The organism is Lentzea sp. NPDC004789, from assembly GCF_053601075.1.
The window spans coordinates 1-23,828 of record NZ_JBSGBE010000023.1; the positions used below are offsets into that span (position 1 = coordinate 1).

Genomic DNA, 23,828 nt, shown 5'->3' on the forward strand with positions numbered 1-23,828 from the left:
GCCCCGCCACCTACGAAGCCACCCGATACCAACCAGTCGATCAGGTAGCGTGACAACACCTCATCGACCTTGTCCGTCAAAACGGGGCAACCCCAGTGGTCGTGGCTACGGCTGTGGCGTTACCGGATCAGGTGTCGCTGGGTGTGCTGGTGACGGCGGTGCCGCGGGATGTGGTGGACGAGGCGATCGCGGTGTGCGGGGCGGGGGCGCGTCGCTCGGACGGGAAGCTGCCACCGCATGTGGTGGCGTATCTGACGATGGCGTTGTGCCTGTTCAGCGACGATGACTACGCCGAGGTCGCGGCCAAGGTCACGGGCTCGCTGGACCGGTGGGGCTGCTGGGACGCCTCGTGGACGCCGCCGACCTCCAGTGCGATCACCCAGGCCCGTAAACGACTGGGCCCGGCGGTGTTCCGCGAGATGTTCGAGCGGGTCGCCGGTCCGGTAGGCGGGGAATCCGGGCCGATGGCGGGCATGCTGGCGACCGGCCGGGCACGCGGGGCGTGGCTGCGGGACTGGCGGCTGGTAGCCGTCGACAGGGTCGAGGTCGACCTGCCCGACACCGAGGCCAACGCCGCCGAGTTCGGCTACGCCGGCACCGGTGAGGGCCGGTCGGCGTTCCCGAAAGCACGGGTGGTGACGCTGACCTAATGCGACACCCACGCCGTTCTCGCCGCCGAGATCGGCACCTATGCCCTGTCGGAGAAAGCGTTGGCGGGCAAGCTCTATCCCCGGCTACAAGCCGACGAGCCGCTGACCGCGGACCGCAACTTCTACTCCTACCCCGACTGGGAATCCGCCGCCGCCACGGGAGCGGCGCTGGTGTGGCGGGCACCGACCAACCTGATACTGCCGGTGGTGCGGGTCCTGGCCGACGGCACCTACCTGACCATGCTGTCCAACCCGAGAACCCACAAACGCGAACGCCGGGAACGCGTGGTCGCCGCGGCCCAGGCCGGGCACGAGATCCATCCCTCCGACGGCCAATGGGCCCGTGTGATCGAGTACGACGTGCCCGACCGGGACGGCAACGGCACCGGCGAGGTGATCACCCTGCTCACCACCATCCTCGACCCCGCCCACGCCCGAGCCGATGAACTCGCCGACTCCTACCACCAGCGATGGGAACACGAAACCGGCAACGACCAGGCCAAAACCCACCTCCGCGACCCCGGCCGGATCCTGCGCTCCCGGCTACCGGAACTGGCCTACCAGGAGATCTGGGCCTGGCTGATCACCCACCACGCCATCACCACCCTGATCACCCGCGCCGCCACCGCCGCCGACCTCGATCCCGACCGGATCTCCTACACCCAGACCCTGCGCCTGATCCGCTGGACCGCCACCGGCACAGCAACTATTCCCCCCTCAGGACTGGACTGACCAGCTACCCCGCATCCTGGCCGCGATCGCGGGCATGCGCATCCCGCCCCGCCAGCACCGCACCTGTCCCCCGCGCCGTCAAACGCATGCGCCACAACAGCTATCGCGTCAAACGGCACGACGAACCCGCCAGCACACGCCACTCCGGACCCGCCACCATCCGGCACTACCTCACGCCGACACCCACAACAAGATCAACTTAAGCTACGTGGCATTGACTCCGGACCCGGCTTCGAGGATCGCATCTTGCCGACAGCCGTGCGCTGGCGTCGTTGACGTCATCACCACCGGTCGCGGGCATGTTTCCACTGCCGAGGTAATACCCGGACGTGTCGCGCAAACGCATGCGACGGGGCCGGAGGCGAACGGACATGCCGTTCGCCTCCGGCCGATCCGCTCAGTCGCTCAGGAGCAGCTGATCGATCATGAGATGTCCCCACGCGCCGGTGGCCTGGTCGATCACCTGAACTTCGGCGTTCTGTCCCCGCAGGTCGCTGACGTCCCAGTCGACCGGCTTGAGCACGCCGGTGTCGTCTCCGGTGGCCGTTCGCACCACCTGGCCGTGCACGACCAGGTTGATCGAGGTCTCCCCCGCCGAGCCGTGCGGGTGGTCGCCGCCGGCGATCAGGAAGTGCACGTGGTCGCGGTCCACGGTGAACGGCGGCGAGGTGATCGTGCCGGTCGCGGGGTCACCGCCGCCGGCGAACGTGTCCAGCGCCGCGTTTCCGACCATGCCCGGCAGGTACCAGGGCAGGGGTCCGGTGCCGGCGAAGCTGCCGGTGGTGGTCCAGCCGGGATCGTAGGTAGAGCCTTCGAAGCCCGAGAGCAGCCTGGCCGGACGCTGGGAGAGGTCGTGGAACTCGGTGATCGTCGTGTTGGCGAAGGTGGCGCTGCCGCCGGTGGTGTAGAGGTTGATGCCGGTGTCCGCGGGGTCGGCGAACACCTGGCTGGAGTGCACGTAGCGGCCGTCGTCCACGAACACCTCGATCGTGGTCCGGTCGACCAGGATCCTCAGGTGCGCGGTGGTTTTCGCGGGATCCCACGGGGCGTGGCTCTCCCCTCGCGGTCCACCCGGATCGGGCTGCCCGGTCTCGCGCCGGTTCAGGTAGCTGTAGTCGTGGTAGATCCCGGCATCCGCATGCCGGGTCCCGTCCGCCGACACCCGCAGCTGCAGTCCGATGTTGTCGAGCTGGGCCCAGCTGACATCGGTCTCCAGCTGGTACGCCGTGCCCCGGTACGCCAACGGCACCAGACCGCCGTCGACCTGGATGGTGCCGAGGTCGGTCACGGAGGAGGCGTGGGCGGTCAGGGCGGAGGTCGGCCGGGACGCCAGCGAGTACCCGTCGGCGTAGTGCTTCAGCGTGATCTCCCGGACGATCGAGTCGGTTCCGTTGAAGCCGTCCGAGGCCCTGGACGGTGTGGTGTCCGCGTACGCCCAGTTGTTCATCCAGGCCATCCCGAACCGCCGGTCCAGCGGCGCGGCGGGGTCCTCCCAGGTCACTCCGGCGTACCAGTCGAAGCCGTGATCCAGCCACTGCGGCACGGCGGAGTCGGCCGTGAACGCGGTGCCGTTGAAGGAACCCGTCCAGTAGGCATAGGTTTCCGGCTTCCCGGACGCCCTGCCGTTGGCGCTCACGCCGAGCACCCAGTGCGTGGTGCCGTCGTCGGCGCGCAGCTGGAACAGGTCCGGGCATTCGAGCGTGCCGTAGGTGGACGCGAACTCGGACTGCCGCGTCCACGTCTTCAGGTCGGGCGAGGTGAAGAACCCGATCCGGTCTCCTTCGGTGATCGCCGCGACCCACCGTGCGCGGTCCGAGTCCCAGATCACCTTCGGGTCGCGGAAGTCCGCCCGGCCGCCGTTGGGGATCACCGGGGTGTCGCCGTGCGGCCGGAAGGTCCGGCCGCCGTCGATCGAATACCACAGGAACTGCGCCTGCGGCCCGGAGCCGTTCGTCGGGTGGTCCATCTGCGTGACGAGCTGGATCACCGCGCCGGCGCCGAATCCGGCCGTGTTCGCGGTGTCGACGACCGCGGAACCGGACCAGAGGTCGTGGTTCGCGTTCGTCTTCTTCGGCGCGGCGATGCCCTGGTCCGCGAAGGCGACCCCGTCAGTGGTCGTGGCCAGTCGCCACGCCGTGCCGACTTCCGTTGGATAGTCGGCGTTGTAGAGATAGTAGTAGTGGAACTTCCCGTTGAGGTAGACCGGCCGTTGGGGGTCGTTCTTCCAATGGTCGGGCACGGTGAAGTGGTACTGCGCGCGATAAGTGGCGGCCGGGGCGGCGGTGCTCGGGTGGCCCACCGCCCCTGAGGCCAGCACGAGTGCGGCGGCCAGTGCCGTCCGCAGCAGGCGAAGTGTGCTCGTCGTTGAGCTCATCCGTCCTCCAGGAACCGTCAGGGATCTACAACGCTGAGACGTTTGCCGTCCCACGCCACGGGCATGGGATCGCTGATGGCGCCGACGAAGCCGTGCTCGCCGCGGTTGTGGAACGCGAGCAGCACCCAGCGGTCATCGGAGCGGCGGCGGATCAGGCGTCCGCTGTAGAAGCGGTCGTCGGTGACCGGCTCGGCGGCCGCGATGTCGAACGGGCCGAGCAGGCCGCAGGCGGGGGCGGCCCAGATTCCGCCGGTCGTGCCGGTCGCCCGGCGGTCGGGCGAGGCGTGTTCGGCCAGGCAGGAGAACAGCAGGACCGGCTTGCCGTCCACGACCTCGACCTGGGTGACCTCCAGCTGGCCGAACCCCCGCGCTCCGGCGGCGGTCAGCGGTGGGCGCGGTTCCCAGCGCCGCAGGTCGTCGGAGACCGCGTGGCCGACCACGCCGCGCTCGAACGGTTCGCCGGTGGCGGAGCGAGCGGTGATGAGCATGTGCCAGCCGTGGCCGTCCGGGTCGGCGAACACCCACGGGTCGCGGAACGCCTCGTCGTGCCACACGCCCGCGTCCAGCGTCTCGTACCAGCGGGGGTCGGCGACGAGGACCGGGTTGCTGGAAACCCTTTGCCAGGTGATGAGATCCGGCGATCTGGCACAGCCGATCCGCTGCACGTTCCGGCCGTCCGGGGCGGCGGTGGCACCGGTGTAGAACAGCAGCCAGGTGCCGTCCGGATCTCGCACCACCGAACCGGTCCAGGTCGCGAGGTCGTCGAACGCCGGGGCGTCCGCGCGGACCAGCGCGTCCTCGATCCGGGTCCAGCTCACCAGGTCGGCCGAGACCGCGTGACCGATCGAGGCGCGGTAGTGGCGGGCGTCCGGATCGTGCAAGGCCCTTGAAGCGTGGAGGAAGAAGAGGTGGTAGCTCTCGCCGTCGTCGGCGAACCAGAAGTCCCAGACCCAGGAATCGGGCAGCGCGAACATGCAGAGGCCTTTCGAAAGGTCTTGTGGGGGAAGCGAAGTCAGCCCTTCACACCGCTCGCGGCGACGCTGCTGACGAAGGCGCGCTGGAAGGCGAGGAACACGACCAGCACGGGCAGCGTGATCATCGAGGTGTAGGCCATGATCTCGCCCCAGGCGGTGTTGTCCTGGAAGAAGTACTGCAGGCCGACCATGACCGGCCGCAGGTTCTCGTCCTGCACGACCATGCTCGGCCACAGGTACTGGTTCCAGGCGGGCAGGAAGGTCAGGATCGCGACGGTGGCGAACGCGGGTCCCGACAACGGCACGGCGATCTTGCGGTAGATGGTGAACCAGCCCGCGCCGTCGATCCGGGCGGCCTCGTCGATCGCCGTCGGGATGGTCGAGAAGTACTGGGCGAACAGGAAGACCGAGAAGCCGTTGGCGATGAACGGGATGATCTGCACCTCGTAGGAGTCCAGCCACCCGAAGTCGTACTGGACCACCCCGTTGTGGAACACCAGCGTCGGCAGCTGCGAAACCCAGTAGACCATCGGCACCGCGATCGTCTCGAACGGCACGATCAGCGTGGCGATGATGACGCTCAACACCACACCGCGACCGGTCCAGCGCAACCGCGACAGCGCGAACCCCGCCATGGAGTTGACCACGAGTCCCGCGCCCACGACGACCACCGTGACGAACACCGAGTTCAGCAGGAACCGGCCGACCGGTACCCGGTCGAACACCCCGGCGTAGTTGCGGAAGCTGATGTCGCCGACGGGCAGGAACGCCCGCCAGCCACCGACGTCGGACAGGATCTGCCCGTCGGGCTTCAGGCTGGAGACGAACATGAACACCAGCGGGAACAGGAAGAAGACGGCGAGTCCGGTCATCGCCAGGTAGATCCACAGCCGCCGGCGGCGGCGCAACGCGTGCTCGGCCACGGCTCAGTCCCCGTCTCGGGTCAGGACGCGCTGCACGAGCGCGACGATGAGCACCAGCACGAAGAAGACCAGCGACAGCGCTGAGCCGTAGCCGATCTGCTGCTGCCGGTAGCCCATGCGAATCGCGTGGTACACCAGCGTCGAGGTGGAGTCCACCGGACCGCCCTGGGTCATCACGTCGATCTGCACGAACAACCCGAGCGCGGCGATCGTGATGGTGATCAGCACGAACACCCTGGTCGGGCGCAGGCACGGCCACGTCACGTCGCGGAACTGCCGCCAGGCACCGGCACCGTCGATCCGCGCGGCCTCGTACAGCTCTCCCGGGATGGTCTGCAGCCCGGACAGCCAGATCAACATGTGGAAACCGACCGCCTGCCAGATGGACAGCACGATGATCGCGGCGAGCGCGGTGCTCGGGTTGTTCAGCCACGCCGTGCCGTGCCAGGCGCCGAAGGTGATCGTGTCGATGAAGGAGTTGACCAACCCGTCCGGCTGGTACAGGAACTTCCACAGGATCGAGACCACGACGATCGAGGTCACGACCGGGATGAAGAAGATGACCCGGAACGCCACCGCCCCGCGGATCTTCTGGTTCACGCCGATCGCGAGGACCAGGCCGAAGCCGGCCTGCACCGGCACGACGACGGCCGCGAACGCGAACGTGTTCAGCAACGACCGGAAGAACGCCGGATCGGCCGTGAACGCGCGGACGAAGTTGTCGAGGCCGGTGAAGGTGGTCGGTTCCGGGGAGATCAGCCGCGCGTTGGTGAACGACAGGGCGAAGCCGAGGATCACCGGCACGATCAGGAACGCCAGCAGCAACAGCACCGCGGGAGCGACCATCGCCCAGCCGGCGCGGCGTTCGGAGCGCAGATCGGCGCGAGTCCCGCGTCGGGCCACGGACCTGGGGACCGCGCTCGCGGCGCGGGAGTCCGGCGAGGAGATCGCCATCATGGGAGGTGCCTTCCCTCTCAGCCCGCCGGGCGCTGCCGCCCGGCGGGAAGCGACGAACTAGAAGCCGTAGCCGTGCTGCGACGAGATGTCGGCGTCGATCGCCTTCGCGGCGGTGTCCAGAGTGGACTTCACCTCGGCGCCGCTCATGATGTCCTTCGCCGCCTTCTCGAAGGTCGAGGAGATCACCGGGTAGCCGGGCGTGGCGGGCCGGGCCAGCGCGAACTTCTGCGACAGCACGGCGAACTGGCGCAGGGTGCCGTTGTCGCCGAAGTACTTCGACGACTTCGCCGCGGCCGTCGTGCTGGGGATGACCACCTGGCTGTCGGCGAAGGCGGTCAGATACCTGTCCTGGAAGCTGAACTCGAGGTAGGCGCGGGCTCCCTCGACGTTCTTGCAGCCGGCCGAGATGCCCCACTGCCAGGAGCCGCCACCGATCTTCGGGCCCTTGCCGAAGTCCACCGGCGGCAGAATCAGCAGGTCGTCGCCGACAGCGGCGAGTGCGTCCTTCGCGTTCCACACACCGGTGTAGCTCAGAGCCACCTTGTCGTCGATGAACCGCTGGTTGCCGACAGGCCCGGCGTTGTCCGCCCAGCCGTTGCGGAACGCCTGCTGGAACCACGTGAAGAACTTCACCGCGTCCGCACCGTTCAACACACCGGCGGCGGTCTTCATCGTGCCGCGGTCGATCAGGTCACCACCGGCGCTCTGCAGCATCGGTGAGTACGCGTAAGACCACCATTCGCCCTTGTCCGCGGCCCCGAGGTCGAGCGGTGTGCGATAACCGCCCGCCTTCAACCTGGTGACGGCCGCGTCGAACTCGTCGAGCGTCCACGGCCGGTCGACGGTCGGGATCCTGACGTTGTTCCTGTCCAGCACCGACTTGCGCGCGAAGATCGACAGCGCGGCGTCCCAGTAGCCCGCCGAGTAGACGGTGTCCTTGTAGCGGCCGACGGTCGTGGGCAGCAACGAGTTGAGCAGATCGTCCGGCAGCCCCAGCGGCTGCAGGTAGCCGGCCCAGGCCCAGTTCGGCATCACCGGGCCGTCCATGTCCAGCAGGCAGGGCAGTTTGCGCGCCGTCGCGGCCGCGGTGACCGCGTCGTTGTAGGCCCCCTGCGGGAAGTTCTGCTGGACGATCTTGTACTTGCTCTGCGACGCGTTGAAGTCGGAGATGATCTGCTGGTACACCGCCAGCTCACCGGGGTTGCCCGCCGAGTGCGTCCACATCGTGATCTCGCCCGAGCCACCGGACGAGGACTCGCTCGCGCGGCCGCAGCCGCTGAGCACGAGCGCCGCGGACAGGGCCGCCACTGCTAACATCGAGAGGGACTTGCGCTTCACCGTGCGGTCTCTTTCCCGGAGCGCGACCGGCCGTCGCCTCCGTGCTCATGGCAGCGCCAACTGCCAGGTGGATTGCAGTGCAACGAAGTGAGATCCGCCGCCGGTCAGTCGCCAAACGGAACCGGCGGCGGGCTCACCGAGGCCCGCCGGACGATCGGGCACGGCATGAGATGCGGGACTTCCACGTCTGCCTGGCGCAGCCCGAGAGCCACCTCCATCGCCCAGCGGCCCATCTCGTAGTGCGGCAGCGCGACGGTCGTCAGCGGAGGGTCGAGCTCGGCCGCGACCAGTTGCTGGTCGTCGTACCCGATGACGGACAGGTCACGGGGAACCGAGACGCCACAACGGAGTGCCGCCGAGTAGGCCCCCATCGCCATGCGGTCGTTGAAGCAGAACATCGCGGTGGGCCGTTGTCCGGCCGGCAGGCTCAACAGCCTGTGCGCGGCCTCCCGTCCGCCGCCTGCCACCGGTTCGGCGCGCACGTGCAAGGCGGGGTCCGGCTCGATCCCGACCTCCGCGAGCACCTCGAGGTACCCCTCGAACCGCAGCCGAGAGGCGACGAGGCCGAACCGCTCCTCCGCGTCCAGGAAGGCGATCCGGCGATGTCCGGCGGCCACCAGCTCCCGTACCGCCACCATTCCCCCGGCACGCTCGTCCGGCACGACCGCGGCCCGGCCACCCGCGGCCGGGACGCAGTCGAGCAGCACGGCGTCCTCGGGCAGACCCTCCGGCAGTTCGACCACGCGGTGCCACATGGACGCGTAGATGATGGCGTCGACCCGCTGCCCGTTCAGCGCGTGCAGTGCCTGCCGCTCGGCCACGACGTCCTGCTCGGTGTCGACGAGGACCACCAGATGACCCTGCTCGCGTGCCACGTCGTTGGCGCCGGCCAGCATGCGGCCGGCGAACGGCGTGGTCGCGATGGTGTCCGAGATCAGGCCGACCATGCGGGTCCGCTGCGTCCGCAGGCTGCGAGCCACCGAGTTCGGCTTGTAGCCGACCGCCTCGGCCGCCTCGCGCACACGCGCTTGGGTCTGCGGCGAGATGCGCGTCGAGTTCACCCCGTTGAGGACCATCGACACCGTCGCCGTGGAGACACCGGCACGCGCTGCCACATCGGCCATCCGGACACGAACCATCGCGGCGACCCTCCGTCCGGCTCCGGTCTGTTTAATCGATTAACTTGAGGTTAAGCGAGTATGTAGTGCGGTTGTGAGCCCGTCAAGAGCGGACCGGCACGGTCGCCACCCGCAGGCCGGGTCCCGGCGTCGATCACCGCGCACCGGGCGGGCCGTACCGCATGGCAAGCACGTCGTCACCGGCAGCGGCAACGACCGCCGGCAACCAGACGTCGCGCGCTGCGCCGATCAGGTGGCGTGCGACGGCGATTTCAACGCTCCCAGGTCCGATGCCGTCTGTGAGTGGAACATCGTCGTGATGAGGAGCCACCGTGGCCGCTGACACCGTCTACCGCATCGTGCGCGTCGCAGGCAGTGTCACCGTGCTCGCGGGAGCCGCGATGTTCGTGATCACCGCGTGGCACAACCTCCACGAAGACCGAGGTCTGGTGAACCTGGCCGACTGGGGACGCCCCTCGCCGAACGCTTGGGTCATGTTGTGCGGAATGGGTGTGGCGGCGTTCGGCCTCACACTGCGGGCGGAGCCGGTCCACGGGCCCGTGCGGGACTTCGTCGGCCGACTGCTGCATCTCGTCTTCTACTGCGTCGTGGTGGGCTCAGTTCCCGGCCTCGCCGAGGTGGGCGCGAGGTTCAGCGCACCTCCCGACGCGCACATCGGGCACGCCACCGCCGCCGAGATGGACGCCGCGATGCTGCAGTTCGCCATCCCCGTCGTCATATCGGGTGCTCTCGCGTACTGGGTGTCAGGAATACTCCCTTTCCTGACCGTGGACCTGCACCACAAATCCTGACCGCTGCCGGCCAACGGTCAGCCCACGTGCACGACCGGCCGGTTGCCCGGTTCCGGCTCGGCCTGGCGCAGCACCTCGCGGGTCAGCGGCGGCACGTCGCCCTCACCGGTCAGCGTGTAGCCGAGCAGCTGGACGATCGGGTTGGTCTCCATCCAGGCGAAGTAGACGTGCGGCAGTTTGCCGGTGATGTCCTTGATGTGCAGCAGCACTCCGGCGATGGCGTTCGGGATCGCCGGCGCTTCCACCCGCAGGATGCGGTAGCCGAACCGCTCCTCGCCGGTGACCCGCAGGACGTCCTCGAACTCCGAGGAGTCCGGCACGGTCACCTCGAGGAACAGCACGGGGTCGCCGGCCGGGATGTGGTGGTCGGTGCGTTCCTCGAGCTCCTTGTCGCGGTACTCGGCCTCGTCGCGGTCGTCGGGTTCGTTCGCGATGATGCGGATCTCGGCGCCGGGGTACTCGTCGAGGAACCGCTTCGCCTCGTCGTCCATCTCCACACCGGTGACCCGCAGCTCGGTCGCGCGGGTGGCGTGCGAGATCAACGAGGTCACGACGATCGCGAGGATGAAGAACGACGCGATCTTCACACCGTCCGGCCGCTCGATGATGTTCGCGAACGTCGTGTACACGAACACGAGCGTGATCAGTCCGAACAGGACGAACGCGCGTCGTTCGCCCCGGCCCCTCGCCGACAGGGTGACCGCGAGCGACGCGGAGGTGATCAGCACCAGCACACCGGTGGCGTAGGCGCCGCCCTGGGCGTCGACGCCTGCGTTGAAGATGATGGTGATGGCGAACGCGATCACGGTGAAGACCAGCACCAGCGGCCGGGTGGCGCGGGTCCAGTCCGGTGCCATGCCGTAGCGGGGCAGGTAGCGCGGCACGATGTTGAGCAGGCCCGCCATGGCCGACGCGCCGGCGAACCACAGGATCGCGATGGTGCTCAGGTCGTAGACGGTGCCGAACCAGTCGCCGAGGTAGGAGTGCGCGAGGTAGGCGAGCGCACGGCCGCTGGCCTCGCCGCCGGGCTGGAACTTCTCCTGCGGGATCAGCAACGTGGTGGCGAAGCTTGAGGCGATCAGGAACACGCTCATGATCAGCGCCGCGGCGGTGAGCAGCTTGCGGGTGTTGCGGATGCGGGCCGCGGGCCGGTCGGGGTCGTCGTCGGGAGCGCCCTTCACCAGCGGCATCACGGAGACGCCGGTCTCGAAGCCGGACAGGCCGAGCGCCAGCTTGGGGAAGACGATCAGCGCGATGGCCACGGCCGTCCACCAGTTGCCGCGTTCGGCGAGCAGCAGGTTCGACCAGTCGACGACCAGGTGTGGCGCGGCGAGGACGTGCCCCAGCGCAACCCCGACGACCACGACGTTGAGCCCCAGGTAGACCACGACGAGCCCGACCGCGAGGCCGATCGCCTCGGTGAAGCCCTTGAGGAACACCGCACCGAGCAACGCGACCAGCAGGAGCGTGACGAGAACCTGTTGGCCGTCCAGGAAGTCACGGGCGAACGGGTTCTCCAGCACGTGCGCCGTCGCGTCCGCGGCGGAGAGCGTGATGGTGATGATGAAGTCGGTGGCGACGAACCCGAGCAGCACCAGGACGGCGAGCTTGCCCTTCCACTGGGAGAACAGCCGTTCCAGCATGGCGATCGAGCCCTGCCCGTGCGGGCTCTCCCCCGCCACCCGCCGGTACACCGGCAGCGCGCCGAGCAGGGTCAGCAGCACCAGCACGAGGGTGGCCAGCGGCGACACCAGGCCGGCGGCGAGCGCGGCGATGCCGGGTTGGTAGCCGAGGGTGGAGAAGTAGTCCACGCCGGTCAGGCACATGACCTTCCACCACGACTTGCCCTCGTGGTCGACCTTGTGCACGTGCGGTCCGGGGAACCTGCCCTGCCGGCGGGGCAGATCCGCGAGCAGCCAGTTCCGGAACCTGTTCGACTGCTGAGGCACGCTAGTGCACCGATTCCTTCTCGGCCGGGATCCACGTGGCGGCACCGATTCCCCGGCGCACTTCGCCTGGGCTGTGCACCACGCGGTCGGGATCGCGCCGGGTGGTGGACGCGAGCTGCCACGGCACGCTCGTGACCATCACGCCGGGTTCGAACAAAAGGCGGCCCTTGAGCCGCAACGCGCTCTGGTTGTGCAGCAGGTTCTCCCACCAGCGGCCGACGACGTACTCGGGGATGTAGATGCACACGACGTCGCGCGGGCTGCTGCGCTGGAGGTTCTTCACGTAGTCGAGCACCGGCCGGGTCACCTCGCGGTAGGGCGACTCGATCACCTTCAGCGGCATCTTCACGCCCCGCCTCTCCCATTCCCGTTGCAGGGCACGGGTCTCGGAGTCGTCGACGTTGACGGTGATCGCCGCCACCGTGTCGGGCCGGGTCGCGCGGGCGAACGAGATGGCCCGCAGGGTCGGCTTGTGCAACGTCGACACGAGCACGAGCGCGTGCACCCGGCTGGGCAGGGTCTCGGCGTCGGTGCCGGCTCGCAGCTCCTCGCGCACCCGGTCGTAGTGGCGGTGGATCGCTCGCATCATCAGGTACAGCAGCGGGATCGCGATCACGACCAGGTACGCGCCGTGCGTGAACTTGGTGACGAGCACGACCACCAGCACCACTCCGGTGAAGCAGGCACCGAGCGCGTTGATCCACCGTGCGCGGTGGATCCGGCGGCGTTCGGCACCGGTCGTGGCGTGCACCAGTTCTCGGTTCCAGTGCCGGACCATGCCCGCCTGGCAGAGGGTGAAGGAGGTGAACACGCCGACGATGTAGAGCTGGATGAGCCGGGTGGCCGAGCCGTCGAACGCGTAGATCAGGCTTCCCGCGATCGCCGCGAGCACGACGATGCCGTTGGAGAACGCCAGCCGGTCGCCGCGGGTGTGCAGCTGCCGCGGCAGGTAGCGGTCCTGCGCGAGGATCGAGCCCAGCAGCGGGAAGCCGTTGTAGGCGGTGTTCGCCGCGAGGATGAGGATCAGCGCGGTGGCGGCCTGGATGTAGTAGAAGAAGAACGTCTGGTCGCCGCCGAACACCGCCGCGGCGAGCTGGGCGATCACCGTCCGTTGTGGATCGGTCTCGCAGTTGCCGACGAACCCGATCAGGTCGCAGGTGTGTTCGGTGAACCGCACGTTGGCGATGAGCGCCAGCGCGGTGACGCCGACGAACATGACGACCGAGATGCCGCCCATCAGCAACATGGTCACGGCGGCGTTGTGCGACTTGGGTTTGCGGAACGCGGGCACGCCGTTGGAGATCGCCTCCGCGCCGGTCAGCGCGGTGCAGCCGGACGAGAACGCGCGCAGCACCAGGAACGCGACCGCCAGCGTGCTCAGGCCGACCTGTTCGGGGCGGATGCCGTAGCCGGCGCTCTCCGCGACCGGTGGATGGCCGAGGACGGTGCGGACCAGCCCAACCGCGATCATCAGCAGCACACCGACGACGAACGCGTAGGTGGGCACGGCGAACGTCCGGCCGGACTCGCGCACACCGCGCAGGTTCATGGCGGTCAGAAAGGCGATGAAGCCGAGGTTGATCGCCACCCGGTACGGGTTGAGCTCCGGTACCGCGGAGATGATGTTGTCCACGCCTGCGGCGACGGACACCGCCACGGTCATGATGTAGTCGACCATCAGGGCTGCCGCGACCACGAGCCCTGCCGAGCGGCCGAGGTTGCGCGACGCCACCTCGTACGAGCCGCCGCCACTGGGATAGGCGCGCACGACCTGCCGGTACGAGATGACCACCACGGTGAGCAGCACCGCCACGGCGAGCCCCACCCACGGCGCGAGGTGCAGGAACGCCAGCCCGCCGAGGGTGAGGATCAGCAGGATCTCCTGCGTGGCGTAGGCGACTGACGACAGCGGGTCACTGGCGAAGATCGGCAGCGCGAGTCGTTTGGGCAGCAGGGTCTCGCCCAGCCGGTCACTGCGGAACGGTCGTCCGAGCACCAACCGCTTGACCCACGAGGTGGAGGACGGCACGCCGCCAGCATGAACGGTCGAGCCAGGTCACGCCTGCAAAGAACCCGTCAAGATCGGGTCGTGGGGCGTTGGGATTGCGTAAAGACCGGCTGCCGCTGAACGGGCAGACGCGGGGCGGACGGGTCGTCCTCGCGCAGGTGCGGCACGGGAGCCACCACGGCGCGGAAGGTCGAGACGAGCAGCAGGACCGCCAGCGCGTCGAGGCCGATGACCAGAGCATCATGGCCCGCCTGGCCGACCAGTGCGAGGTCGCCGTGCCGGCCGAGCACGAAGCCGTCGTGCAGGAACCAGCACACCACCGCGGTCCCGAGCGCGGCCCGCCAGGTGGAGATCAGCGCGATCAGGTTGACCACGGCGACCATCGCGATCACGGACAGCACCGGTTGACCGGTCGCCCCGGTGGCCACGACCAGCACGGTGGCCGCGATCCCGAGCACCACGCCCAAGGGGAAGCCGAACCCTCCCGACATCCGTTGCATGCCATCAGTTCACCGCGAGACGACCCGGACGAGGAGGGTCCTTGGCGAACTCCCAACGCCCAACCGGAGAACCCTGACGCGATCCTTACAGCTCCAGCCGGTAGCCCATGCCCGCTTCGGTGATCAGGTGCCGAGGCCGCGACGGATCGGTCTCCAGCTTGCGCCTCAGCTGCGCCAGGTACACCCGCAGGTACTGCGACTCCCCGACGTGCGACGGTCCCCAGACGTCGCGCAGCAGCTGCTTCTGCGACACCAGGCGACCGGGGTTGCGGGCCAGGATCTCCAGCAGCCCCCACTCCGTCGGGGTCAGGTGCACCTCGGCACCGTCGCGGTGCACCTTCTTCACCGACAGGTCGACGGTGAACGTCGCCGTGGTCACGATCGGGTCCTCGACGGTCTGCGTGGTGGCCCTGCGCACCGCGGCGCGCAGGCGGGCGAGCAGTTCGTCCATTCCGAACGGTTTGGTGACGTAGTCGTCCGCTCCCGCGTCGAGCGCCTCGACCTTGAGCGCGGACTCGGTTCTCGCGGACAGCACGATGATCGGCATCGTCGTCCAGCCGCGCAGGCCGACGATGACGTCCACGCCGTCGATGTCGGGGAGGCCGAGGTCGAGCACCACGACGTCCGGCTTCTCGTCCACGGCGACGCGCAGGGCGGTCTTGCCGTCGTACGCGGTGAACACGTCGTAGCCGCGCGCGGAGAGGTTGATGCGCAGCGCGCGGACGATCTGGGGCTCGTCGTCCACCACCAGCACAGTGGTCATGCCAGATGCTCCTCGGCGTGCTTGTGAGCGGGTAGGGAGATGACGACCGTGAGGCCGCCGCCCGGCGTGTCCTCGGCGTGGATCTCACCGCCCATGGCCTCGGTGAAGCCCTTGGCCACGCTGAGGCCCAGCCCGACTCCGGGGGTGGCGTCCCGGTCGCCCAGCCGCTGGAACGGCGTGAAGACGCGGGCCGCGGACTTCTTCGGCAGACCGGGGCCGTGGTCGACCACGCGCAGCTCGACGTGGTCACCGTGTGCGCTGGCCCGGACCGCGATCTCCGGTTCGTCGTCGTCGATCCGCCCGTCGCCGTCCACGTCGATCAGGCGGCGCGGGCTGAGCCTGCCGTGGCGCAGCGCGTTGTCGATGACGTTGGCCACCGCGCGTTCCAGCAGGCCGGCGTCGGCGACGACCTGCGGCAGGCTCTCGTCGACGTCGACGGTCATCGTGTGCCGTTCGTCGATGCCGGTGAGCGACCTGGCCACGATCTCGTAGTAGCTCACCGGACGCAGCTGCGGCGACACCGATCCCGTGGCGAGACGGGAGGAGTCGAGCAGGTTGTCGACGAGGCCGTTGAGCCGGTCCGCCGACTCCTCCACGGTGGCCATGAGCTCTGCCGTGTCCTCTTCGGACAGTCGTAGTTCGCGGTCGCGGAGGCTGCCGATCGCCGCCTTGATGGACGTCAGCGGGGTGCGCAGGTCGTGGCCCACGGCGGACAGCAACGCGGTGCGCAGTTCGGTGGTCTCGACCTTGCGTTGCGCGTCGAGGGTCTCCGCGGCCATGCGCTGCTGCCGCAGTGCCATCAACGCCTGGCCCGCGGCGGCTTCCAGCACTCGCTGGTCGCTCGCGGGCAGCGTTCGCCCGCGCAACGCCAGGTGGATGTCGGAGGTGACCGCGATGTCGGCGTCGGCGTCGTCCGGCTCGTCGCACGGCCGCGGGCCCACGCACGCCACGCGTTCCCAGCCGCCGTTGCGGCGTTCCAGCAACGCCACCGAGTCGAGACCGAAGTTCTCCCGGATCTTCTCCAGCAGCCGTGACAACGGATACGGGCTGGTGAGCACCGTGCGGGAGTAGGAGGCGAGCAGGGCGGCCTCGGTGCGGGCGCGGGCGCCCTGCTCGGCCAGCCGCGCCGCGCGGTCCACCACCAGCGCGACGATGGTCGCCACGATCACCATGGCGATCAACGTGATCACGTTCTCCGGTGTGTTCACCGCCAGGCTGTAGTAGGGCTCGGTGAAGAAGAAGTTGAGCAGCCCCGCGCCGAGGAACGCGCTGACGAGTGCCGGTCCCAGGCCGCCGACCAGCGCGACGACGCAGGTGGCGAGCAGGAATCCCACCAGGTCGGTGGAGTAGTCGACGTCGTCGCGCCAGAACAGGCCGAGCACGGTCGTCAGCCCGGGCAGCAGCACGGATGCGAGCCAGCCCGCGAGCTGCCGACCGGCGCTGAGCGCGTTGCGGCCGATCTTCCAGCGCAGGCCCCGGCGCGCCGCGTCGTGCGTGACCATGTGCACGTCGATCGGGCCCGAGTCGTGGATCACGGCCGCGCCGATGCCCTCGTCGAGCGCGCGGGCGAGCCGTGACCGGCGCGAGGTGCCGAGGACGAGCTGGGTGGCGTTGACGCCGCGGGCGAACTCCAGCAGCGCGGTCGGCACGTCGTCGCCGACCACCGAGTGGAACGTGGCGTTGAGGTCCTCGGCGACCTTGCGGCACTTCGCCACGGCCTCGGGTGACGCGCCGGTGAGCCCGTCGCCGCGCATCACGTGGACCACCAGAAGCTCCGCGCCCGCGCGCAGGGCGATGCGGCGGGCGCGGCGGATGAGGGTCTCGCTCTCCGGTCCGCCGGTGATCGCGGCGACGACGCGTTCGCGGGTCTCCCAGGTGTCGGTGATCTGCCGGTCCTGGCGGTAGCGCTGCAGGGCGACGTCGACCTGGTCGGCCACCCACAGCAGCGCCAGTTCGCGCAGCGCGGTCAGGTTGCCGACGCGGAAGTAGTTGCCCAGCGCGGCATCGATCTTGTGAGCCGCGTAGACGTTGCCGTGCGCCAACCTCCGTCTCAACGCCTCCGGGGTGACGTCGACGAGCTCGACCTGTTCGGCGCGGCGGACGATCTCGTCCGGCACGGTTTCCCGTTGCGTGACACCGGTGATCCGTTCGACGACGTCGTTGAGCGACTCCAGGTGCTGGACGTTCACGGTGGACAGCACGTCGATGCCGGCGTCGAGCAGTTCCTCGACGTCCTGCCAGCGCTTCTCGTTGCGCGAGCCCGGCACGTTGGTGTGCGCGAGCTCGTCGACCACCGCCACCTCGGGCGCGCGGGCCAGCAGGCCGTCGACGTCCATCTCGGTGAAGTCGACGCCGCGGTGGTGGATCTGCTTGCGGGGCAGGATCTCCAGGCCGTCGAGCAGGCTCTGCGTCTTCTGCCGACCGTGCGTCTCGACGAGGCCCACGACCACGTCGGTACCGCGCTCCCGGCGCCGGTGAGCCTCGCCGAGCATGGCGAAGGTCTTGCCGACACCGGGAGCGGCACCGAGGTAGATCCTCAGCTCGCCGCGGCGCTTCTCACCTGGCTGCGTCGATGGCACGGTTCAGCGCCGTCACGTTCACAGTCGTGGTGAAGGTGCCACCGGTGTTCGCCCTGACGAGCTCGCGGACCTTCGCCTCGGACAGGCCACTGGCCCGCGCCACCCGCGGCACCTGGATCTCCGCGTACTCCGGGCTGATGTCCGGGTCGAGTCCGGACGCCGACGCGGTGACGGCGTCCTGCGGCACCTGGTCCTCGGCAACGCCTTCACGCTGGGCGATGGCCGTGCGCAGCTCGTCGATCTTCTTGGTGTAGTCCTCGTTGCGCTCGCCCTTGTTGGAGCCACCGGACGCGGGCAGCGTCGCGGCGGACGGCCGCGGCACGAAGTACCTGTCCCCCTCGCGGACGACCGCGACGAGCGTGGTGTCGGTTGCCTCGGCGTTGGCGTGCAGGCCGGGGAGGCGGGAGACGCCCCACACCGCCAGCGGGTACAGCACCCCGCACACGACCGTGAGAGCCAGCAGGATGCGAAGGCCTGCCCACGCCTGCTTGAAGAAGTTGTCCATTGGTTCAGCCGATCCCGGGGATGAGTCGCACGAGCAGGTCGATCAGCCAGATCCCGGCGAACGGCGTCACGACGCCGCCCAGGCCGTAGATCAGCAGGTTGCGCCGCAGCAACGCCGACGCGCTGGACGGCCGGTACCGCACGCCCTTGAGCGCCAGCGGGATCAACGCCACGATGATCACCGCGTTGAAGATCACCGCCGACAGGATCGCGGACCGCGGCGTGGCCAGGTGCATGATGTTGAGCTTGTTCAGCGCCGGGTAGATCGCCGCGAACATGGCGGGCAGGATCGCGAAGTACTTCGCCAGGTCGTTGGCCACCGAGAACGTCGTCAACGCACCGCGGGTGATCAGCAGCTGCTTGCCGATCTCCACGATCTCGATGAGCTTGGTCGGGTCCGAGTCGAGGTCGACCATGTTGCCGGCCTCCTTCGCGGCCGACGTGCCGGTGTTCATCGCGACGCCCACGTCCGACTGCGCCAGCGCGGGCGCGTCGTTCGTGCCGTCACCGGTCATCGCGACCAGCCGCCCGCCCTCCTGCTCCTTGCGGATCAGGGCCATCTTGTCCTCGGGCTTGGCCTCCGCCAGGAAGTCGTCCACCCCGGCCTCGGCCGCGATCGCCTTGGCGGTCAACGGGTTGTCACCGGTGACCATGACCGTGCGGATGCCCATCGCACGCAGCTCGGCGAACCGCTCCTTCATGCCGGGCTTCACGACGTCGGACAGCCGGATGACGCCGAGGACCTCGCCGTTCTCCGCGACGACCAGCGGGGTGCCGCCCTGCGCGCTGATCTCGTCCACGACCTCGCAGGCCGTGCTGGACAGCTCGAACGCGGACGCGGCGCCCTTGCGGATGATCCGGTCGCCCAGGTCGATGCCGCTCATCCGGGTCTGCGCGGTGAAGGGGACGAACTCGCCGGTCTTCTCGTGCTCGGTCGGCGGTTCGCCGCCGGCCAGGTCGAGGATGCTTCGCCCTTCCGGCGTGCCGTCGGCGAGGCTCGCCAGCCGGGCCGCCGCGACCAGCGCCTCGTGCGAGGCGCCGTCGACCGGGATGAACTCGGTGGCACGGCGGTTGCCCCAGGTGATCGTGCCGGTCTTGTCCAGCAGCAACGTGTCGATGTCGCCCGCGGCCTCGACGGCCTTGCCCGACATGGCCAGCACGTTGCGCTGCACCAGCCGGTCCATGCCCGCGATGCCGATCGCGCTGAGCAGCGCACCGATCGTCGTGGGAATGAGGCACACCAGCAGTGCGGTGAGCACCACCACCGACTGCTCGCCGCCGGAGTAGATCGCGAACGGCTGCAACGCCACCACGGCCAGCAGGAAGATGATCGTGAGCGTGGACAGCAGGATCGTGAGCGCCACCTCGTTCGGCGTCTTCTGCCGTTCCGCGCCCTCCACCAGCGCGATCATCCGGTCCACGAAGGACTCACCGGGTTTGGTGGTGATGCGGACGACGATCCGGTCCGACAGCACGGTCGTGCCGCCGGTGACCGCGCACCGGTCGCCACCGGACTCGCGGATCACCGGCGCGGACTCACCCGTGATCGCCGACTCGTCCACGGTCGCGATGCCCTCGACGACGTCACCGTCACCTGGGATGACCTCACCGGCCTCGACCACGACCAGGTCGCCGATCTTGAGGTCGACGCCCGCCACGACGTCGCCGTTGACGAGCCGGGCGACCGCGTCCTTCTTGGTCCTGCGCAACGAGTCCGCCTGCGCCTTGCCACGGCCCTCCGCGACGGCCTCGGCGAGGTTCGCGAACAGCACGGTGAACCACAGCCACAGCGCCACCGCGACGGTGAACACGCTCGGGTCGCTGACCGCGAAGACCGTGACCAGCGCCGAACCCGCCCACACGACGAACATGACGGGGTTGCGCAGCTGGTGGCGCGGGTGGAGCTTGCGCAACGCCTCCGGCAGCGCGTCGACCAGGTGCGCCGTGCTGACCGCCGTGGACTTCGGCGCGGCGGGCCTTTCGAGGGTGGTGGTCACAGCAGTGCCTCCGCGATGGGACCGAGGGCGAGAGCGGGAACGAAGGTCAGGGCGGCGACCAGGACGATCGCGCCGGTCAGCAGGCTCGCGAAGAGCGGACCGGTCGTGGGCAGCGTGCCCGCCGTCACCGGCACCTTCTTCTGCGCCGCCAGGGATCCGGCCAGCGCGAGCACCGCGATGATCGGGACGAACCGGCCGAACAACATGCACACCGCCAGCGACGCCTGGAACCAGTCGCTGGTCACCGTGATACCTGCGAAAGCCGACCCGTTGTTGTTCGACGCCGACGCGTAGGCGTACAGGATCTCCGACAGGCCGTGCTCGCCGGGATTGTTGAGCGCCCCTTGAGTGCTCGGCAGGATCGCCGCGATGCCCGCACCGATCAGCATCACGGTCGGCATCGCGAGGATGGACACCGCCGCGGCCGTGACCTCCTTGCGCCCCAGCTTCTTGCCCAGGTACTCCGGCGTGCGGCCGACCATCAGGCCCGCCAGGAACATCGCGATGATCGCCATCACCAGAATGCTGTACAGGCCGGTGCCGACACCGCCCGGCGTCATCTCGCCGAACAGCATGTTCAGCAACGTGCCACCGCCACCGAGCCCCGTGAAGCTGTCGTGCAACGAGTTGACCGCACCGGTCGACGTGCTCGTGGTGGAGTTCGCGAACAGCGCGCTCGCCGGGATGCCGAACCGGAGTTCCTTGCCCTCCAACGGCCGCAGCCCGTTCTCCTCCGCGACCCAGATGACCGCGAGCATCGCGGACCAGATCACGCCCATCACGCCCAGCAGGACGTACCCCTGCTTCCTCTCCCCCACCAGCACGCCGAACGTGCGGGTGAGCGCCACCGGGATCACCAGCAGCAGGAAGATCTCCAGCAGGTTCGACCACTCGTTCGGGTTCTCGAACGGGTGCGCGGAGTTCGCGTTGAGGACACCGCCACCGTTCGTGCCGAGCTCCTTGATGGCCTCCTGGCTCGCCACGGGCGCGTTCGCGACGACCTGACCGTCAACGCTCACACCGGACTTGAGGCTCATCGTCACGCCCAGCGCGATCAGCACGAGCGCGAACACGAACGACAGCGGCAGCAGGATCCGGATCGTGCCGCGCACGAGGTCGACCCAGAAGTTGCCGAGCCGGTCCGTCCGGTGCCGGACGAAGCCCCGCACGAGCGCCACCGCCACGGCGAGACCGACCGCCGCCGACACGAAGTTCTGGACCGTCAGGCCGGCCATCTGGACCGTGTGGCCCATGACCGTCTCCGGCACGTACGACTGCCAGTTCGTGTTGGTGACGAAGCTGATCGCCGTGTTGAACGCCATGCCCGGCTCGACGTTGCCGCGACCGAAGCCGAACGGCAGGACCGCCTGAACCCGTTGCAGCACATACAGCAGCACGACGCTGACGAACGAGAAGCCCAGCACGCCGAACGCGTAGGTGCTCCACTTCTGCTCGCTGTCGGGGTCGATCCGCCCGACGCGGTAGATCGCCAGCTCCAGCCTGCTGTGCTTCTCGGCGCGGAACACCCGCGCCATGTAGTCGCCCAGCGGACGGTACGCCGCTGCCAGAGCCACGACGAGGATGCCGACCTGCACCAGGCCGGCCACAGTGGGTGACATCAGAACTTCTCCGGCCGGACGAGGGCGACGAACAGGTAGACGATCAGCGACAGCGCGATGACGCCGCCGACGACGTTCGCGACGAGACCGGTGCCGCTCACAACTTCTCCAGTCCACGCACGGTGAGACCAAGCACGAGGAAACTCCCGATCAACAGCAACGCGTAGGCCAGATCGGCCATGACGCGCTCCCTTCCCGACAACGATGTGGCTTTGCTGCGGGTCAGCGTGCATGGCGCGAACAGGCACGTCAGGGGTGTCTGATGGCAATTTGACACGCCCGGTGGCTTCCTTTACGCGTTCTTGATGGCGTGCGACCTGCGTCTCACCCGAAGAGGTCGGGAGGCGGTGACTCGGTGTGATTCAGGCGACGCCGAGGCGCCCGGCGGCGACTCGGCGAAGCCCGTTCAGCGCCGTCTTCTCACTGGCCTGGCTGAAGTGTGGCGACCGGGCAGGTCGGCGCGACGTTCCAGCGGTTGCCGGTGGAGACGATCGACGGCGGGAAACCGCCCGGCGCCCGTTGTGAGCACTGCAGCGAGTGAGTGGCACCGACCGACGCGTTGAGGGCCACCGTGACGCCGCGGAACGGCTCCGGCCGCGAGTCGAGCCGGACCGCCGCGAAGTACGGGCCCGGGCCGGTCACCGTGTTGCCCGTGATCATGGCGTTCTCGATCGGCCCGGTGATGCCCTGCAGCGTGATCCCGGAGCCCTGGGGAGCGGCTTCGGTGAACGTGATGTCGTTGTCGCGCACGGCGATCTCGTGCACCGAGTCGCCGTAGATCGCGTCCGCGTCGCCGTCCGCGACGATCGTGTTGCCGCTCACCGTCACCTGAGCGGGAATCCCGCCGCTGTGCGGGGTGATCCGGATGCCCGGTCCGGGCACGCCGTGCCGCCGGATGATGTTGCCGGTGATCTTGTCGCGGGTGGCGACGTTCTGCGAGTCGACGACCCCGCCGCCGGTCCCCGCCGTCACGTCGAACGTGTTGCCGGTGACGACGACGTCCTCGGTCCGGTAGAGGGCGAGTCCCTTGCCGCTGAAGGTGTTCCCGGTGATCGTGGCGTGCCGGTAGGTCGACAGCGCGACGCTGGAGGTCACCGTCGAGTCGGCGAAGGAGTTGCCCTCCAGCCGCAGGCCGTCGTCCCAGTCGCCGCCCGTGGCGTCGCCGTCGAAGGCGGTGTCGCCGATGAGCTCGCCGAAGTGGTTTCCCAGCACCGCCAAGGAGAACACGTTGCGCTGCACGCCGATTCCCGAGCGGGCGCAGTTGACGAACGACCCGCCCGTGATCGTCACGCGCTTGACCGCCGTGGCCGGGGTGTTGCCGAGGATCCGGATGCAGTCGCCCTTGCGCGCACCGGGCGTCGGCGGATGGGCGAAGACGACGTCGCGCACCGTGACGTCCGTGACCGGCATCGAGCAGGTCCCGTTCGCCGTCGTGCACACGCCGGAGCCGATCGCGATCGCGTGGGTCTGCTCGTCGGTGTTGGTGGTCGCCGTGGTGTCGATCTTGAGTCGTTCCACGACGACGTCGCTCGCCCCGGGGTCGATCGACACCACCGAGACCGCGCCGGCCTGCTGGTCTCCCGTCAGTTCGAGCACCGTGCCCGGCCCGGTGCCGCTGAACGTCACGCGCGCACCGTGCGTGGACAGCGCCGCGGCCCGGTTGTAGGACCCCACGGGCGCACGCGTCACCCGCCAGCGCCCGCTGCCCAGGCACACCGTGCCGCCGCCCGCGCCGCTCGCCGCGTCGATGGCGGCCTGGATGGGCACCCGGTCGTCCGTGCCGTCGTCCGGCACGGCACCGAAGGCGACGGGGTCGAAACACCCGCCCGCCCCGGAGCCGGCCCGCGACCCGGCCGCCTGGACGGCGACCGCGGTCCCGATCGACAGCGCCGCGATCGCCGCGGTCACCAGCAACACCCTTCGTCTGCTCCGATTCACGCGCACTCCCGTTCCTGGAGGGGAACGACGCAAGCAGGCGTCGTCCAGGCGCTCACCGTCGCAGGGCCCGTCGACAGTTCGTCGACAGATCGT

Annotated in this window: 19 protein-coding genes; 3 read left to right on the forward strand and 16 right to left on the reverse strand. The window is 69.1% G+C overall.

From position 1 onward, the window contains the following. The first annotated feature begins 101 nt into the window (after positions 1–101). Complete coding sequence (locus ACWEIJ_RS37830; protein WP_449842079.1) at positions 102–650, forward strand: transposase domain-containing protein; 549 nt, start codon at positions 102–104, stop codon at positions 648–650. Positions 651–710: 60 nt separating this feature from the next. Then, positions 711–1,382 (forward strand): hypothetical protein, encoded by a 672-nt coding sequence (locus ACWEIJ_RS37835; RefSeq protein ID WP_449842080.1) that lies wholly within the window; start codon positions 711–713, stop codon positions 1,380–1,382. 397 nt (positions 1,383–1,779) lie between these two features. Here ACWEIJ_RS37835 and ACWEIJ_RS37840 read toward each other — a convergent pair whose 3' ends face one another. From ACWEIJ_RS37840 to ACWEIJ_RS37865, 6 genes are all read right to left on the reverse strand, one after another. Beyond that, positions 1,780–3,756: a glycoside hydrolase family 32 protein gene (locus ACWEIJ_RS37840; RefSeq protein WP_449842081.1), complete on the reverse strand. Its 1,977-nt coding sequence runs from the start codon at positions 3,754–3,756 to the stop codon at positions 1,780–1,782. A 17-nt stretch (positions 3,757–3,773) separates the two neighbouring features. After that, positions 3,774–4,730, reverse strand: coding sequence for a glycosyl hydrolase family 32 (locus ACWEIJ_RS37845; protein ID WP_449842082.1), 957 nt, complete (start codon positions 4,728–4,730; stop codon positions 3,774–3,776). A 38-nt stretch (positions 4,731–4,768) separates the two neighbouring features. Next, positions 4,769–5,653, reverse strand: a complete 885-nt coding sequence (locus ACWEIJ_RS37850) for a carbohydrate ABC transporter permease (RefSeq protein WP_449842083.1) — start codon at positions 5,651–5,653, stop codon at positions 4,769–4,771. Positions 5,654–5,656: 3 nt separating this feature from the next. Continuing rightward, positions 5,657–6,610: a carbohydrate ABC transporter permease gene (locus tag ACWEIJ_RS37855; protein WP_449842084.1), complete on the reverse strand. Its 954-nt coding sequence runs from the start codon at positions 6,608–6,610 to the stop codon at positions 5,657–5,659. A 57-nt stretch (positions 6,611–6,667) separates the two neighbouring features. Then, positions 6,668–7,948, reverse strand: coding sequence for a sugar ABC transporter substrate-binding protein (locus ACWEIJ_RS37860; protein WP_449842085.1), 1,281 nt, complete (start codon positions 7,946–7,948; stop codon positions 6,668–6,670). Between the two features lie 104 nt (positions 7,949–8,052). Beyond that, positions 8,053–9,072, reverse strand: coding sequence for a LacI family DNA-binding transcriptional regulator (locus ACWEIJ_RS37865; protein WP_449842086.1), 1,020 nt, complete (start codon positions 9,070–9,072; stop codon positions 8,053–8,055). 326 nt (positions 9,073–9,398) lie between these two features. On the opposite strand from ACWEIJ_RS37865, the gene ACWEIJ_RS37870 reads away from it, so the two are divergent. Beyond that, positions 9,399–9,878 (forward strand): hypothetical protein, encoded by a 480-nt coding sequence (locus ACWEIJ_RS37870; RefSeq protein WP_449842087.1) that lies wholly within the window; start codon positions 9,399–9,401, stop codon positions 9,876–9,878. 17 nt (positions 9,879–9,895) lie between these two features. On the opposite strand, the gene ACWEIJ_RS37875 is transcribed toward ACWEIJ_RS37870, so the two are convergent. The 10 genes from ACWEIJ_RS37875 to ACWEIJ_RS37920 form a co-directional block, all read right to left on the reverse strand. Further along, a complete protein-coding gene (locus ACWEIJ_RS37875) occupies positions 9,896–11,827 on the reverse strand; it encodes an amino acid transporter (RefSeq protein WP_449842088.1) in 1,932 nt (643 codons plus the stop codon). Between the two features lies 1 nt (position 11,828). Next, positions 11,829–13,856 carry an APC family permease gene (locus tag ACWEIJ_RS37880; RefSeq protein ID WP_449842089.1) on the reverse strand — a complete coding sequence of 676 codons (2,028 nt, stop codon included), beginning with the start codon at positions 13,854–13,856 and terminating at the stop codon, positions 11,829–11,831. Between the two features lie 47 nt (positions 13,857–13,903). After that, positions 13,904–14,326, reverse strand: coding sequence for a hypothetical protein (locus ACWEIJ_RS37885; protein ID WP_449842090.1), 423 nt, complete (start codon positions 14,324–14,326; stop codon positions 13,904–13,906). Positions 14,327–14,420: 94 nt separating this feature from the next. Beyond that, positions 14,421–15,098 carry a response regulator gene (locus ACWEIJ_RS37890; RefSeq protein WP_449842091.1) on the reverse strand — a complete coding sequence of 226 codons (678 nt, stop codon included), beginning with the start codon at positions 15,096–15,098 and terminating at the stop codon, positions 14,421–14,423. Beyond that, positions 15,095–17,677 (reverse strand): DUF4118 domain-containing protein, encoded by a 2,583-nt coding sequence (locus ACWEIJ_RS37895; protein ID WP_449842092.1) that lies wholly within the window; start codon positions 17,675–17,677, stop codon positions 15,095–15,097. Before ACWEIJ_RS37895 ends, ACWEIJ_RS37890 begins: the two co-directional genes overlap by 4 nt. Then, entirely contained in the window at positions 17,655–18,182 is a 528-nt protein-coding gene (locus ACWEIJ_RS37900; protein WP_449842093.1) for a potassium-transporting ATPase subunit C, read from the reverse strand. The genes ACWEIJ_RS37895 and ACWEIJ_RS37900 overlap by 23 nt, the downstream gene beginning before the upstream one ends. A 4-nt stretch (positions 18,183–18,186) precedes the next feature. Further along, entirely contained in the window at positions 18,187–20,178 is a 1,992-nt protein-coding gene (gene kdpB, locus ACWEIJ_RS37905) for a potassium-transporting ATPase subunit KdpB (RefSeq protein WP_449842094.1), read from the reverse strand. Beyond that, the gene (kdpA, locus tag ACWEIJ_RS37910; RefSeq protein WP_449842095.1) at positions 20,175–21,797 is read right to left on the reverse strand and encodes a potassium-transporting ATPase subunit KdpA; all 1,623 of its coding nucleotides are present in this window, start codon (positions 21,795–21,797) and stop codon (positions 20,175–20,177) included. Before kdpA ends, kdpB begins: the two co-directional genes overlap by 4 nt. Then, positions 21,797–21,898, reverse strand: a complete 102-nt coding sequence (kdpF, locus tag ACWEIJ_RS37915; protein WP_449842096.1) for a K(+)-transporting ATPase subunit F — start codon at positions 21,896–21,898, stop codon at positions 21,797–21,799. Before kdpF ends, kdpA begins: the two co-directional genes overlap by 1 nt. A 319-nt stretch (positions 21,899–22,217) precedes the next feature. Further along, positions 22,218–23,705 carry a right-handed parallel beta-helix repeat-containing protein gene (locus ACWEIJ_RS37920; protein WP_449842097.1) on the reverse strand — a complete coding sequence of 496 codons (1,488 nt, stop codon included), beginning with the start codon at positions 23,703–23,705 and terminating at the stop codon, positions 22,218–22,220. Positions 23,706–23,828: the final 123 nt, after the last annotated feature.